Annotated in this window: 15 protein-coding genes; 8 read left to right on the forward strand and 7 right to left on the reverse strand. The window is 39.9% G+C overall.

Annotated elements, in window-relative coordinates:
- Nucleotides 1-54 precede the first annotated feature (54 nt).
- Entirely contained in the window at nucleotides 55-441 is a 387-nt protein-coding gene (locus tag IQ274_RS00235) for a response regulator (RefSeq protein WP_193867250.1), read from the forward strand.
- A gap of 54 nt (nucleotides 442-495) precedes the next feature.
- Here IQ274_RS00235 and IQ274_RS00240 read toward each other — a convergent pair whose 3' ends face one another.
- Entirely contained in the window at nucleotides 496-1,971 is a 1,476-nt protein-coding gene (locus tag IQ274_RS00240) for a pentapeptide repeat-containing protein (RefSeq protein ID WP_193867002.1), read from the reverse strand.
- 225 nt (nucleotides 1,972-2,196) lie between these two features.
- Nucleotides 2,197-2,940: a pentapeptide repeat-containing protein gene (locus IQ274_RS00245; protein WP_193867003.1), complete on the reverse strand. Its 744-nt coding sequence runs from the start codon at nucleotides 2,938-2,940 to the stop codon at nucleotides 2,197-2,199.
- A gap of 3 nt (nucleotides 2,941-2,943) precedes the next feature.
- On the opposite strand from IQ274_RS00245, the gene IQ274_RS00250 reads away from it, so the two are divergent.
- Complete coding sequence (locus tag IQ274_RS00250) at nucleotides 2,944-4,113, forward strand: FAD-dependent oxidoreductase (protein WP_193867004.1); 1,170 nt, start codon at nucleotides 2,944-2,946, stop codon at nucleotides 4,111-4,113.
- 227 nt (nucleotides 4,114-4,340) lie between these two features.
- On the opposite strand, the gene IQ274_RS00255 is transcribed toward IQ274_RS00250, so the two are convergent.
- The 3 genes from IQ274_RS00255 to IQ274_RS00265 all read right to left on the reverse strand — a co-directional run bounded on the left by IQ274_RS00255 (nucleotide 4,341) and on the right by IQ274_RS00265 (nucleotide 7,256).
- Nucleotides 4,341-6,161: a tetratricopeptide repeat protein gene (locus tag IQ274_RS00255; RefSeq protein ID WP_193867005.1), complete on the reverse strand. Its 1,821-nt coding sequence runs from the start codon at nucleotides 6,159-6,161 to the stop codon at nucleotides 4,341-4,343.
- 446 nt (nucleotides 6,162-6,607) lie between these two features.
- Complete coding sequence (locus IQ274_RS00260) at nucleotides 6,608-7,033, reverse strand: type II toxin-antitoxin system VapC family toxin (RefSeq protein ID WP_163936993.1); 426 nt, start codon at nucleotides 7,031-7,033, stop codon at nucleotides 6,608-6,610.
- Between the two features lie 7 nt (nucleotides 7,034-7,040).
- Nucleotides 7,041-7,256, reverse strand: a complete 216-nt coding sequence (locus IQ274_RS00265; protein ID WP_163936997.1) for a hypothetical protein — start codon at nucleotides 7,254-7,256, stop codon at nucleotides 7,041-7,043.
- A gap of 505 nt (nucleotides 7,257-7,761) precedes the next feature.
- Here IQ274_RS00265 and IQ274_RS00270 point away from each other — a divergent pair.
- From IQ274_RS00270 to pstB, 5 genes are all read left to right on the forward strand, one after another.
- Nucleotides 7,762-8,919, forward strand: a complete 1,158-nt coding sequence (locus tag IQ274_RS00270) for a sulfate ABC transporter substrate-binding protein (RefSeq protein ID WP_193867006.1) — start codon at nucleotides 7,762-7,764, stop codon at nucleotides 8,917-8,919.
- A 69-nt stretch (nucleotides 8,920-8,988) separates the two neighbouring features.
- Nucleotides 8,989-9,990, forward strand: a complete 1,002-nt coding sequence (locus IQ274_RS00275) for a PstS family phosphate ABC transporter substrate-binding protein (RefSeq protein WP_163937004.1) — start codon at nucleotides 8,989-8,991, stop codon at nucleotides 9,988-9,990.
- A 49-nt stretch (nucleotides 9,991-10,039) separates the two neighbouring features.
- A complete protein-coding gene (gene pstC / locus IQ274_RS00280; RefSeq protein WP_163937008.1) occupies nucleotides 10,040-10,981 on the forward strand; it encodes a phosphate ABC transporter permease subunit PstC in 942 nt (313 codons plus the stop codon).
- 5 nt (nucleotides 10,982-10,986) lie between these two features.
- Nucleotides 10,987-11,886, forward strand: coding sequence for a phosphate ABC transporter permease PstA (gene pstA / locus IQ274_RS00285; protein WP_012411067.1), 900 nt, complete (start codon nucleotides 10,987-10,989; stop codon nucleotides 11,884-11,886).
- Between the two features lie 51 nt (nucleotides 11,887-11,937).
- Nucleotides 11,938-12,768 (forward strand): phosphate ABC transporter ATP-binding protein PstB, encoded by an 831-nt coding sequence (gene pstB / locus IQ274_RS00290; protein WP_193867007.1) that lies wholly within the window; start codon nucleotides 11,938-11,940, stop codon nucleotides 12,766-12,768.
- A gap of 196 nt (nucleotides 12,769-12,964) precedes the next feature.
- On the opposite strand, the gene IQ274_RS00295 is transcribed toward pstB, so the two are convergent.
- Both IQ274_RS00295 and IQ274_RS00300 read right to left on the reverse strand, forming a co-directional pair.
- The gene (locus IQ274_RS00295) at nucleotides 12,965-13,165 is read right to left on the reverse strand and encodes a DUF3368 domain-containing protein (RefSeq protein WP_228057957.1); all 201 of its coding nucleotides are present in this window, start codon (nucleotides 13,163-13,165) and stop codon (nucleotides 12,965-12,967) included.
- A gap of 28 nt (nucleotides 13,166-13,193) precedes the next feature.
- Nucleotides 13,194-13,448 carry a UPF0175 family protein gene (locus IQ274_RS00300; RefSeq protein WP_322745170.1) on the reverse strand — a complete coding sequence of 85 codons (255 nt, stop codon included), beginning with the start codon at nucleotides 13,446-13,448 and terminating at the stop codon, nucleotides 13,194-13,196.
- Nucleotides 13,449-13,697: 249 nt separating this feature from the next.
- Between IQ274_RS00300 and IQ274_RS00305 the strand changes: the two genes are divergently transcribed.
- Nucleotides 13,698-14,123: a hypothetical protein gene (locus IQ274_RS00305; RefSeq protein ID WP_012411065.1), complete on the forward strand. Its 426-nt coding sequence runs from the start codon at nucleotides 13,698-13,700 to the stop codon at nucleotides 14,121-14,123.
- Nucleotides 14,124-14,191: the final 68 nt, after the last annotated feature.

Here is a 14,191-nt window from a genome sequence, read left to right on the forward strand (position 1 = left end):
GAAAAATGCTTAACTCAAAAGTATTGAATCACAACCAAAAAGAGGATAGTAATGATGGCAACAAAGCAAATTCTAGTGGTCGATAACGAGCAGTATATTCAAGAAGTTGCCAAGATTTGCTTGGAAACAGTTGCAGGCTGGAAAGTTGAAACAGCGAGTTCAGGTGAAGAGGGGATAATGAAAGCTGAGATTTACCAACCAGATGCGATTTTACTAGATGTAATGATGCCAGAGATGGATGGGATTGCCACCTTTGAAAAGTTACAAGCTAATCCGGTAACTAAAAAGATTCCCGTAATTTTGTTAACTGCCAAAATCCAGGCTTCCGATCGCCGTCGTTATAATCAGATGGGAATGATTGGTGCGATCGCTAAACCATTCAATCCGCTAGAATTAGCTGCTGAAGTAGCCTTAGCACTGGGTTGGAGTCTGGAAAAATAAGCTGAAGTGAAAACGGTAGAATGCACCCAAATAACTAACTGATGCTGCGTTAACTCAACCTGATTGCCGCCAATCTGTCGGTGCTTCTATATAATCAGGTAGACGAGTAGTGCGATCGCCAAGTGCCTTTCTAATCTGATGCAACTCTAAGTTTTTAGCCCCTGTTAAAATTGTCCCTTCCAGTTTGACATCACTGAGGTCAGCTTCTAAAAAGTTAGCTCCCATCAGGTTTGCCTGAGTCAGGTTAGCTTGATAAAAGGTTGCTCTATGCAGGTTGGCTCCAATCAGGTTTGCCTGATGCAGGTCAGCTTCCGTTAAACTGGCTTCTGAGAGATTGGCAAAATAGACTTCTGTTTGGTGAAGTTTGGCTGCATTCAAGTTAGCCCCTGAAAGATTAGCTCCATTCAGGTTAGCCCCTGAAAGGTTAGCACCAATCAAACCCGTTAGATTTAGGTTGGCTTTACCCAGTTTTGCACCTTGCAAGTTAGCTAAAAACAGCTTCGCTCCAGATAGATTGGCGACTTTCAAAGTTGCTTGTTGCAAGTTGGCTTTATAGAGGTTTGCTCCTTGGAGATTCGCTATACGCAGACTTGCTCCAGAAAGGTTGGCTGAACGCAGGTTAGCCCCTGAGAGATTAGCACGATTAAGATTAGCGCAATATAGATTAGCTCCACAGAGGCTAGCTTTCAGTAATTTGGTTTCATAGAGAATAGACCTAATGAGTTTAGCGCCGTTTAAGTCAGCCTCACTCAAGTCTGCTCCACGCAGGTCAGACCCACTCAGGTCAGAACCACGTAAATCTGCTTGTTGCAGGTTAACTCCTAGCAGGTCTGCTCGTCTGATGTCGATATGACGTAAATCAAGTTTCTGATCTTTTGGGTCTTCGAGTAAATTACGCCTGCCGATAACAGTTAGGGCTGCTTGAATATCAGTGCGGATTGTGGGAAATTCTTCATGGAGGTTTTGCTCTAACTGCTGTGTCGGACGCGGCCCAACTCTACGCCTACCTGAATAAGCATCTGGTGTATATTCCGGCTTTTGTTGCTCAACCTTTACCTGCTGGATAGGTGCATTTTCTCGCACAAAGGCAGTGAGGATTTCCATGATTGTCCAGTGTTCTTTAGGAAAATCCTGAGCAACTCTTTCTAAGGCATAAATTGCACCTGTTCGGGTTTCAACTTTATCATGACCAAGCTGGGCAATTGCCCCCATAAATCGTTCTGAAATCAATCTATCTTGATTGAGTTTGGCATTTTGAAGGCCAATTTCTAGGTTTTTCTCAGCTGCGATCGCATTTTTCTGCATCGCTTGGGCCCGCTTTGCTGCGTAATAGGTATTAAACATTGCCGCCGATGCCAGAAAAACTATTGCAGTAGTTGTTAAAGCTTGGTTTCTATACTCAATCTTTTCCTGAATTGACAATTCTTTAATACTGGACAAAGCAAAGAAAATTACAATCAATGAGCAGCCAAATATAACTGTTATAGTTATCAACCAATTCAACAGAGTGTCTGTCTTTTTAGAAGACATGGTAAAGATTTTCCTTACAACCTAGAATTATTACTTAGATGCTTGGAAAAAATAGTATAGCATTTAGCAGAAAATTATAATAGGTGTCAGAAGACCTCTTTAACTAAGTAATAATATCGAATATATTAGGAGATTAGGGCGAAAATAGAACAATTACTGAAAATTGGTGAAAATCTTACCCTATAAACTTTTTAAGTTTAACTTTCGCCTTGCAGGACTGGTGCTTTACTCAGAAAATTTAGCTTCTCTAAGGTTTGCTCCATCAAGTATGGCATCATTGAGAATTGCCCCATGTAAATCAGCTAGATATAAGCTTGCACAATGCAGGTTAGCTCCTTTTAAATTAGCTCCTTTTAGGTTAGCTGCACTAAGAATTGCCCCTTCTAGGTTAGCTAAATATAAGTTAGCACCTTCGAGGTTAGCCGCACTGAGAATTGCTCCTGCAAGATTAGCTTCTGTGAGGTTTGCCCCAGCAAGATTAGCTTGATAAAGGTTTGTCTTTTGTAGATTCGCCTTATTCAGGTTTGCTCCTCTCATATCGATATAACTCAAATCAAGCTGCTCATTTTCTGGGTCTTTATTTATATCTCTTTTAGCGATAACGGTAAGGGCTGCTTGAATATCTAGACGAATTTTTTCTAACAGATTAATTGTTACTTCTTCTTGAGGTAGATAAAGAGTATTTTTTCGGATAAAAGTAGTAAGAATGTTCATAATTATCCAGTGGTACTGTGGATGATTTTTGGCAATTTGCTCTAAATCATTAATTACAGCTAAACTGTTTTCTGTTGTGTTATTTTCTAGTTGTTCAATTGCTATTCTTAAATAATCTTTTGGGGACTTATGTTGAGTTTGGATAATTTTTTCTTGGAAAACCTGTATCCCTAGATATATTTTTGCTAATTGACTGTTATTGATTAATGAAATATCTTTTACAGCGTGAAAATAATTAATGATTACTGTCAACATACTATGGTTAAAAACTTAGTGCTAATTGGTGGCGGTCACAGCCATGCAATTGCCCTGAAAATGTTTGGAATAAAGCCGTTACCCGGAGTGCATTTGACGTTGATTACTGCAAATCAAAAGACAGCCTACTCTGGAATGTTACCAGGACATATTGCTGGATTTTACACCCATGATGAATGTCATATTGATTTGAAACCATTGGCTAACTTTGCTCAAGCAAATTTGTATATTGACAGAGTAGTTGCCCTAGACTTGGAAAACAACAAAGTTCTCTGTGCTAACGGATTGGCGGTAGATTTTGATGTGCTGTCTATTGATATTGGCAGCACTCCGGCCAGAGTGTCTGTATCAGGAGCAGCAGAATATACGATCGCAGCTAAACCAGTATCCCAGCTATTGGAACATTGGTATGAACTAATTGCAGCTGTAGGTAAAAATCCTCAAGAATCAATTCGGATCGCGATCGCAGGTGGAGGTGCTGGCGGTGTAGAATTGGCGTTGGCGATGCAATCTCATTTACATCAGATTTTCCATCAAAATCAACAACCAATTGAAAATCTGGAAATTCATTTATTTCAGCGTAACAAACAACTGATGCCCAATTATCATCAATCAGTACGGCATCAACTTCAGCAAATTCTCACCGAGCGAGGTATTAAGCTACATCTTGGAGAAAATGTGTGTAATATCGCACCTAAAAACTCCAAGAAAACTAGAGAAACATTTGAGATTAAGTGCGACTCTGGTTTGAGAGTAGAGTGTAATAAAATTTTTTGGGTAACACAAGCTTCAGCACCCGAATGGTTAAAAATTGCGGGACTAGGAACTGATGAGCAAGGTTTTATTCTGGTAGAAGACACGTTACAATCTCAAACGCACCCGCAGGTATTTGCATCTGGTGACATCGCCACAATGGTAAATTATCCGCGTCCAAAAGCTGGGGTATTTGCTGTTAGACAAGGTAAACCTTTATTTAAGAATTTGCAGCGAATTATATTAGGTAAGTCACTCAAACCCTATAAGCCGCAGAAACAATATTTAAGTCTAATTGGTACAGGAGATGGAAGAGCAATTGCAACAAAAGGCATCTTTACTTTACCACCTCATAAACTCTTGTGGCATTACAAAGATTGTATTGACCGCCGCTTTATGAAACGCTTCCGTTTTGAATAAATAAGGGAATGGGGAATGGGGAATGGGGAATGGGGAATGGGGAATGGGGAGCAGGGGAAAGAGGTAGTTTTTATGGCGTTGCTGATTAAATATATGAATCTTGGTGTAGAGACGTTGCATTGCAACGTCTCTACAAGGGTTTTGAAATCACGCAAAATCATTTTCATACCTGAATTCAGGAACGCCATTTTTGTCCCCCCATGCCCAATACCCAATACCTAATCCCTTCATCGAAGCTGTTCAATTAGCTCCATAATTTGTTGATAATACTGAACATTTCCCTCTTGGTAATACAAATCTGCGGATTTTTGGAAATCCGCAATTGCTCCTTGAGAATCACCCAGATTTTGGTAGACATCTGCTCGCAGGATGTAAGCTGAAGCCCAATAAGGCTGAAGTTGTAAGGCTTGGTTTAAGTCTGTGAGCGCTCCCTGTAAGTCTCCCAGTAGAGAACGACTACGACCCCGATTGTACCAGTCTTCAGCAAAGCTGGAGTCGATTGCGATCGCCCGACTGTAATCTTCGATTGCTCCTTGATAATCTTCTAGAGCATAGCGAGCATTAGCGCGATCGCTGTAAAATGCAGCAGATTGAGGATTTATTTGTAAAGCTTGGGTGTAATCTGCGATCGCACTTTCATAAGCTTCTAAAGCATAATGCGTTGAACCTCGATTGTAATATGCTTCAATTAAATCAGGATTAATTTTTAATGCTTGATTATAATCAGTGATCGCTCCTTGTTCATCCCCTAAAAGACGACGAGCATTTCCTCGATTGCAGTACGCTTGCGAAAATTCAGGAACCAACTCTATCGCTTGGGTGTTATCATCAATTGCTCCCTGTAAATCTTGCAGAGCTTCACGGGCAATCCCCCGACCGTAATAAGCTGCGGCTAATTTATCATTAATCTGTAATGCCCGATCATAATCTTTAATTGCTCCTTTATGATCTCCTAAAGAACGACGAGCTGCCGCGCGATCGCAATATCCTTCAGCTAAACTAGGATTGAGTTGTAATAACCGATTGCTATCTTCAATTGCGCCTTGATAATCTCCCAGTCGGCGGAGAGCATTCGCCCGAAAGCCATATACTAAAGCTAGAGTCGGGTTTTCTTGTAAAGCTCGATCATAATCGGCGATCGCACCCTCATAGTCTTCAAGGGTACTACGGACAAGACCCCGCTCACAATAGGCTTGCACATCATCAGGATTGAACTTTAGCGCTTGATTAAAATCCTCAATTGCTCGGTGATATTCTTTGAGATGAGCTAGAACCAAACCCCGGTTGTAATATGCTCCAGCAAACCTGGGATTGATTTCTAAGGCGCGGTTGTAATCTGCGATCGCACTTTGATAATTTTCTAAAGAGTAGTGGGCATTACCTCGATTATGATAAGCTTCCGCCAACTTAGGATCTAATTTTAATGCTCGGTCATGATCGGCGATCGCTTCCTTGAAATTTCCTAAGATATGGTAAATATTACCCCGATTGCTGTATGCTGCGGCAAAATTGGGATACCACTGTAAAGCTTGTTGAAAATCAGCGATCGCTCCTTGATGATCGCCCTTTTCAAAACAAACTACACCCCGATTATGATAAGCATTGGCAAGATCAATATTGATATTATCAGCTAACTGGGTGCTAGTTTCTATTGTTTGGATATAGTCAGCGATCGCTTTGTCGTATTTTTCTAAGGCAAAGTAGGCATTACCCCGGCTGTGGTAAGATTGGGCGAGATTTGGATCGATTTCTAATGCTTGGTTATAATCTGCGATCGCTTCTTGATAATCGCCTAAAAAGTAACGTGCATTACCCCGGTGATAGTAGGTTGTGGCAAAATTAGAATTGATTTCTATAGCCCGATTAAAATCTGCGATCGCACCACGATAATCTTTGAGTTGACCAGTGAGAATAATTCCTCGATGATGGTAAGCTTCGGCAGAATTAGGGTTGAGCTTAATTGCTTGGGTGTAAGCTACCTTCGCTCCTTGATAATCGCCTTGCAAACTGTGGTTCAATCCTTGGTTTAAAAATTCTTCAGCATTCATATAATAATTTTCTTGGATTTTGACATTCCCTAGTTTAGAGATTATTTTAAAAGTGGTTGGCTATGATTAAAATCACATTTTTACTCCCCTCAATCCCCCGATAAATTGGGGGGCAAGAACCTCTAAAAGTCCTCCTTTTTAAGGAGGATTTAGGAGGATCTACAATATTTTGGTTTTGTAGAGAGATGTGTGTACACCGTAGCCAATACATACGGGGAGGGTTAGGGTGGGGTAAACAAATATTTTGATACACTACTACAGACTATAAAGTCCCAAATAATACCATTAGACATCTCCAGAAAATTATGCGTTACCTAAAACCCTTGTAGAGACGTTGCAATTCAACGTCTCTACATTGTTTTTTGGAGATGTCTATTCTATTATTCAACCCTCAAATTAAGCTTATCGTGCTACGACAATTATTCTGATCCGAACCGTATTGGCTCTTAAGGCAAATTTTCTCGCAGTAATGCTCGAAATCCTGCTTGTTGAAAATGCTCATCAGCAGTCAGTGCTTCAGTGATTCCGCTATATTGCATCACAATAAAAGATACGCAATCCACAAATCCCCATTCTTTCTCAGTTCGTTCCCGATATAGCTCAAAAGCACGTTCGTAGAGTTCTTGAGAGAGAGGGACAATTTCTACTTTGGAGTCTGCTACTAGAGAATTTAATAATATGATTGCCGCCTGACGATAAGGTTGTTGGGATAAGGCATTGCCAATTTCCAACATTACCGCCTGTGTTGTCACCAAACGAGTTTCTGCCGCTTGTAACATTTTAGCCAGATGTAAGGCTCGGTCATGTAAGCGATCGCTCGGTGCAGATAAAGCAATGGCAAATGATGTATCAAGAAAGACTTCAGAATGCATGGGAAGTTTACTTACTGTACAAATATTTATCTATATTGCTAGACCAATCAGATGGCCCATCTAGGTTGAGCGATCGCGCCGTTTGCAGAAATGACACCGTTTCGTGTTCGCTTGGCGGTAAAATTTCGATACTGATTCGCACGCGGGTATTGATTGGCAGTGCGATCGTTTCAGCCGGATAGAAGACTTTGCCATTAAACACAGCTGTGATTTTTTCTACCATTATTTTGCAAAAATTGCTTTTAGTCTATCCTAAGCTGGTTGTAATAATACGAGTAGAGTCTACGGCTGAATTACTAGTGAAGATACTTATATCAATCTTACGAATTATATCGATTTTCGATAATTACCTCAGCCATCAACTGAACTAATGTTACGTAAGTGCGACGAACTTCTTTAAACTTCAATTCTCTCCCTCACAGCTTTGCAGAGGGACAGGTTTTGGGTAGTAAAACCAGGGAGAAGTCTTTTAGGGACAAAAGCGAGAAACTTTTTTAGCTTTCCCCCAATTCTTCATAATAAATTATTGTGGCAATTCTATACAAAAATAATGTATGTATGCTGTAAACAAATCAGCTTTTTGAAGTTTGGCAGAACGCAAAGTTTAGACCCTGCTATTGCTACTTATAAAAAAAATCCAAGTCAGATGATAAATATTATTCTATATACCCTATAATCTCTAATACGGTATCTGCTTAGAAATACCGTAGATTTAGGGGTGAATTCTGATGAGCAAGTCGCAACAAACGACACATTTTAGTAAATTGCTAATTGAGAGAATACAGTCTTATGTCATGAAAGCATTACAGACCATACAACTCTCATATAAAGACACAATTAGAAATTGGTTAAATAGACACACTGTGCAAAGCTTTGTGAGTCTGTTTCTAGTGGGTGCTTTTTTGAGTATAACAGTTGCCTCCTGCTCTGGAAGCAGTTCAGCTAGCAAAAATGATGTCAAGTTGAAACTTGTGTCTTTCTCTGTCACCAAAGCGGCTCATGACCAGATAATCCCCAAATTTGTCGAAAAATGGAAGCAAGAACATAACCAAAACGTCACATTTGAGCAAAGTTATGGTGGTTCTGTAGCTCAAGCGGCGGCTGTGATTGCTGGTTCCCAAGAAGCAGATATAGTACATTTAGCGCTTCCTCTGGATGTCAGCAAAATTGCTCTTGCAGGTTTGATAAAATCAGGTTGGGAAACCAAAGCTCCCAGAAGTGGTATTGTGAGTAGATCGGTTGCTGCGATCGTTACCCGTGAAGGTAATCCCAAAGGTATAAATACTTGGGCAGACTTAGCAAAAGATGGCGTGAAAGTGATTGCGGCAAACCCAAAAACTTCTGGTATTGCTATCTGGGAATTCTTAGCTTTTTGGGGTTCGGTAACTCTAAACGGAGGTGACGAAGCCACAGCATTAGATTTCGTCACTAAAGTTTATAAAAATACTCCCATTTTGACGAAAGATGCCCGTGAAGCTAGCGATTTATTTTTTCAAAAAAATCAGGGTGATGTCTTAATCACCTACGAGAATGAGGTAATTTTAGCAGGTAAAAATGGAAATAAGCTGCCTTATATTGTACCCAAAGTCAATATTTCTATTGATAATCCTGTAGCTGTAGTTGATAAAAACGTTGAGAAACACGGTACAAGGGAAGTAGCACAAGCATTTGTTGATTTTCTTTACTCTACAGAAGCTCAACGAGAATTTGCTAAATTACAATATCGTCCTGTTAACCCCACTGTCACGCAAGAAGTAGCATCTCAATATCAGCCAATTGAAACTTTATTTACATCTCAAGATTTAGGCGGTTGGGATATTATCCAGAAAAAGTTTTTTGGCGATGGGGCAATTTTTGACAAAGTTCAAGCTGCCAGCAAAGCATAATATCTATATTTTTCTAGCAGCTAGCCAAATATAAATAATTCTCAATCACTTTACCTCAATTGATAATTTATGAGTTTTCATAGCCGATTGAAAGATGGCTTTTCACTCACTTTTTTAATGCTGATTACCAGCAGTGTCACTGCTTGTAATAGCGGACAGGAATTAAAAAGTCAAGTGAGTATTGATGGTGCGGCTGTAGGTTTTCCTGTTTCTTTAGCAGTTGCAGAAGAATACGGCAAAGTTAAACCTGAAGCAAAAGTTAGCGTTGCTTCAAGTGGGACTGGTGGTGGTTTCAGTAAATTTTGTAATGGTGATATTGATATTGCCGGTGCTTCTCGTACCATTCGAGATGAAGAAATCAAAAAATGTAAAAGTAAAAATATTGATTTTGTCGAGTTGCCTATAGGTTTAGATGGCATCGCTGTGATTGCTAACCGTCAAAATAACTTCGTCAAATGTCTAACTATTAAGGAACTGGGTAAGATTTGGGGTGCTAAATCAGACGGGAAAATCTTAACTTGGAATCAAGTTAATCCCAAATTTCCTAACCAAAAGCTGAAGCTGTATGCTCCAGCTTCTGATACTGGAACCTTTGATTATATGACTCAAGCTGTTACTGGAAAAGCCAAAAATGGCCGTACAGATTACACTCCCAGCCACAATCAAAACCTTTTAGTACAAGGAGTATCCGGGGATGTATCATCATTGGGTTACGTAGGGATATCTTACTACATTCAAAACCAAGAAAAACTCAATTTGGTCGCTGTAGAAAGTCCTACTGGAAAGTGCGAAAAACCAGTGCCAGTAGATAATGTCATCAAAAATATCTACACACCTTTATCTCGTCCCCTGTTTATCTATGTCAGCAAAAAGTCTTTAGATACCAAGCCAGCAGTCAAAGAATTTGTAGACTTTTATCTAGAAAATTCTTGGAAGTGGGTAGATAGTGTTGGTTATGTGGCACTACCCGATGAAGCTTACGTCAAGGTTAAACAAAAATTTGCTACGGGTGAAACTGGGACAAAGTTTAAAAAAGCAAAACCAGGTGAACCAATCACAAACTTTATTTAAATAAAGTTGCAGTTATTGTAGTCGGAGTAGAGTTCAAACTTAACTATTTATGCAAAATCTCAATTCTCAAGACGATCCTTATTTACTATCTAGACAGTCACTGGATAAAAACCCATCTGAAGATATCTCTGAAAAGATTGTTGCAGTAATTTTATTTGCTTGTGCTTTAGTTTCTGTTTTGACTACCTTTGGTATTGTCGTAATTATCTTTCAAGAGACATTTGGTTTTTTCCAAGAAGTTTCCTTTGCCGAATTTTTTCTTGATACTAAATGGACACCTCTATTTGCAGATAGACATTTTGGCGTTTGGCCCTTGATTAATGGCACTTTTTTGACTACAGCTATTGCGATGGCAGTTGCTATTCCTTTGGGTTTATCTTCGGCCATTTATTTAAGTGAGTATGCTCAACCCAAAGTAGCAGCAGTTTTACGTCCAGCAGTAGAACTTTTAGCAGGAATACCAACAGTAGTCTATGGTTACTTTGCGCTGTTGTTTGTCACACCATTGTTGCGGTATATTATCCCTCTGGAAATATTCAATGCTTTGAGTGCAGGGTTAATGATGGGCGTAATGATTACTCCTACTGTTGGTTCTATCAGCTTAGATGCTATTAAAGCAGTTCCACGCTCTTTGCGAGAAGGATCTTATGCTTTAGGTATCACTAAACTAGAAACCATTTTTAAAGTAGTTCTACCAGCCGCGCTTTCTGGAATCATCGCTTCAATTATATTGGGTATTTCTCGCGCTGTGGGTGAAACAATGACTGTCCTAATCGCTGCCGGACTACAGCCAAAGCTGACTGTTAATTTTGCGGAATCAATAGAAACAATGACAGCTTACATGGCACAAATTTCTGGTGGAGATAGCCCACGTGGTAGTCTAAATTTCAAGACATTATATGCTGTAGGTGCTGTTCTGTTTATAATTACCCTAGCTTTGAATATTGTTAGTTACTGGGTTGCAAATCGCTTTAAAGAAAAATACGATTAATAAGTATGGCTACAAGTTACCAACAAGATGATTCTCTAGATTCGGCGGCAGAATTTACCGATAATGTTGAAAGTAGGGAGACATTAGGAAAAGTATTTGAAGTAATTTTTTTATTAGGATTATTAATTGGTTTATTTATCCTAGTATTGCTACTTTTTGATATTTTTCGAGATGGATTAGGCAGATTTTTAACACCCGGTTTTCTCACAGAAACTCCTTCTCGTTTTCCTGACCAAGGTGGTATTCGTCCTGCAATTATCAGCAGTGTTCTTTTAGGAACAGTTGTAATTTTGGTTACTGTACCCATTGGTGTTGGAGCAGCATTATATCTAGAAGAGTATGCACCTAAAGCTTGGTGGACAGCGATTATTGAAATTAACATCAGTAATCTGGCGGGTGTACCTTCTATTGTTTATGGATTGCTGGGTTTAGGAGTTTTCAATTATTTGCTTGGGTTTGGCCCCGCTTTGATTTCTGGTGCATTGACTTTATCTTTGTTGTCTTTACCAGTAATTATTGTGACAGCTAGAGAAGCGATTCGCGCTGTCCCCGATTCCCTGAGAAATGCTTCTTATGGATTAGGTGTTACAAAATGGCGCACTATCAGCAGTCATGTTTTACCTTATGCTATTCCCGGTATTTTGACAGGGGTGATTATCTCTGTATCCCGCGCTATTGGTGATGCAGCCTCTCTGATTGTTGTCGGTGCTGTGGGTTTTCTCACTTTTGACCCCGGTTTGTTTCAGAGATTTATGGCATTACCCATTCAAATTTACAGTTACATCACTCGTCCTGAACCGGGTTTTGCTGATGCAGCAGCAGCGACAATTATTGCGTTGTTACTTCTGATTTTAGTTTTAAATGGTGTAGCAATTTATATTAGACAACGCTTCTCAATACGTTAGGTAATTAAATATCTAATTGGATACATTCACGATTATTAGGAGATCGGAAAAATGACTTATAGCAATAATAGTAGAAGTCAATCAGATAGTGCCACAATCGACTATGAAAAGAGCGTATTCGATGTTGAAGGTGTGAAGGTTTTTTATGGGGGATTTCTGGCACTTTTAGATGTCTATCTCAAGATTCCTGAAAAACAAATTATTGCTTTTATTGGGCCTTCAGGATGTGGTAAAAGTACTTTACTGCGTTGCTTCAACCGGATGAATGATTTAATCCCTGGAGCTAAGGTTGAGGGTAGACTGAATTACCGCGATCGCAATATTTACGATCCTAAGATAAATTCTGTCAAATTACGCCGCCAAGTCGGAATGGTTTTTCAAAGACCGAATCCTTTCCCCAAGTCAATATACGAAAATATTTCTTTTGGGCCGCGTTCTAACGGTTACAAAGGTAACATTGATGAATTGGTGGAAGATTCCCTCAGACGTGCTGCTATCTGGGATGAAGTCAAAGATAAACTCAAAGAGAAAGGTACTGCATTATCTGGCGGACAACAGCAACGACTTTGCATAGCCCGTGCGATCGCAATGAAGCCAGATGTATTATTGATGGATGAACCATGTTCTGCTCTCGACCCAATTTCTAGCCGCCAAGTAGAAGAACTCTGCTTAGAACTGAAGCAGCAATACACCATCATCATGGTGACACACAATATGCAGCAAGCTTCCAGAGTGGCAGATTTCACTGCTTTCTTCAATACAGAAATTGACGAGTATGGCAAACGTCGCGGAAAATTAGTTGAGTTTAATCCGACAGCCCAGATGTTCAGTTCTCCTCAAACTAAAGAAGCTGAAGACTATATCAGTGGACGCTTCGGTTAAAGAGCTTGTCCTAAGTATTTAGGATAATAGATAACCTTGTACAATAAGTTAAAACTTTGTACAGGGTTTTGTTTTGTGATCCCAGACTCACGAAAATAGCGATCGCACTACAGACTCAATCTATAATGCGTAGAAGAATCACCCTATGGTGCATAACACTCAAAAAATTTTGCTTGAGTTTTATCTGAACCCGCGATTAGTCTATTTCTCTGACATCCCGTAGCACTGCATCAATGAGGCTAGGTCGGATATAAATTCCATTGGTGCGTAACTGCTCAATATATACTTTAAGCTCAACAATCAAGCCTGCTTTTTTCGCCTTACGCAAAATGCCAAGAGTACCTATCCGGCGAATTCCTAAGCGTTCTGCAACCCTTCGTGCTTGAGCATCATCCAAAAGTACCGTACTATCTGGAGTGGACTAGTTAATCCTCGCGCAATTCGTCGGCGATTTGGTCATCATCTAAGTTGATAACAGGGATTTGCAAACGTCCTAGTTCGTACATGAACTGCGGTTTGTTCATGCTGCAAAAGGCGGCGGCTTTACCAAGCGATAGTCGGCGTAGCTCAAATAGTTTGACTGCGAGCAAAAATGTGAGTTCTGCTTCTAACGCTTGGGGTGATTTACCAGAGGTAATGAGTAAGTCATCGGGATAATGAAGGGATAGGATGTGTATGATTCACTTCTGTGTTTCTGATTCCTAATTCTGTCTTGATTATGGCTTACACCAGTCCAATTAGCATAGCGAAGCGACGCACCCAGTGGTGACTCAACAACAACTCGACGACTGGCTAAATCACGATTAAATCGCTTATCGATGAATCATGAGCTGATGTTGCTTTGCATTAGCTTAATTCTGGAAAATATGCTGAGGCTTAATAGTACTAAATTGAAGTAACATTTCAGTTTGGTACTTATACTGTGTATTATGTTTAAGCCTCTGTCATTTGCTTTAGTTGCAGCTACGGTTTTAGTAGCATCAATCAATAATCCCAGTGCTACCTTAGCTCGAACTTGTGCTTCTAAGTGTGGGTCGCATCCAATTCAGTTTACACCTGGGCAACACATCCGAGTTGAAGTGATAAATAGCACGCCTAACATCATCAAAATCCAAAAACCCTCTGGGACTGATGCAATGACCTTGAGTCCAGGGCAGAAACTAAGTTTAGAACAAATAGAGGGTACGGAGCCAAATACATCTCTGATATTTTGGAGCGAAAAAGGTTTATCACTACAAGCAATTGTCTCGAAACCTAACTTTGGCACATTGCGGCTCGAACTCCGTCCGACTTGGCGCTCTCCAGGCGATCGCTCTTTGTATATTATGGATGATGGTAGAATAAACGTGTTTTAGACAGCAAATTAATGTTATTAGTTATGAGTTAAGAAACAACTTTCAATTCAACACTCATAACTAAGTAA

The sequence above is a fragment of the Nostoc sp. LEGE 12447 genome (genome assembly GCF_015206985.1).
Taxonomy (GTDB): domain Bacteria; phylum Cyanobacteriota; class Cyanobacteriia; order Cyanobacteriales; family Nostocaceae; genus Nostoc.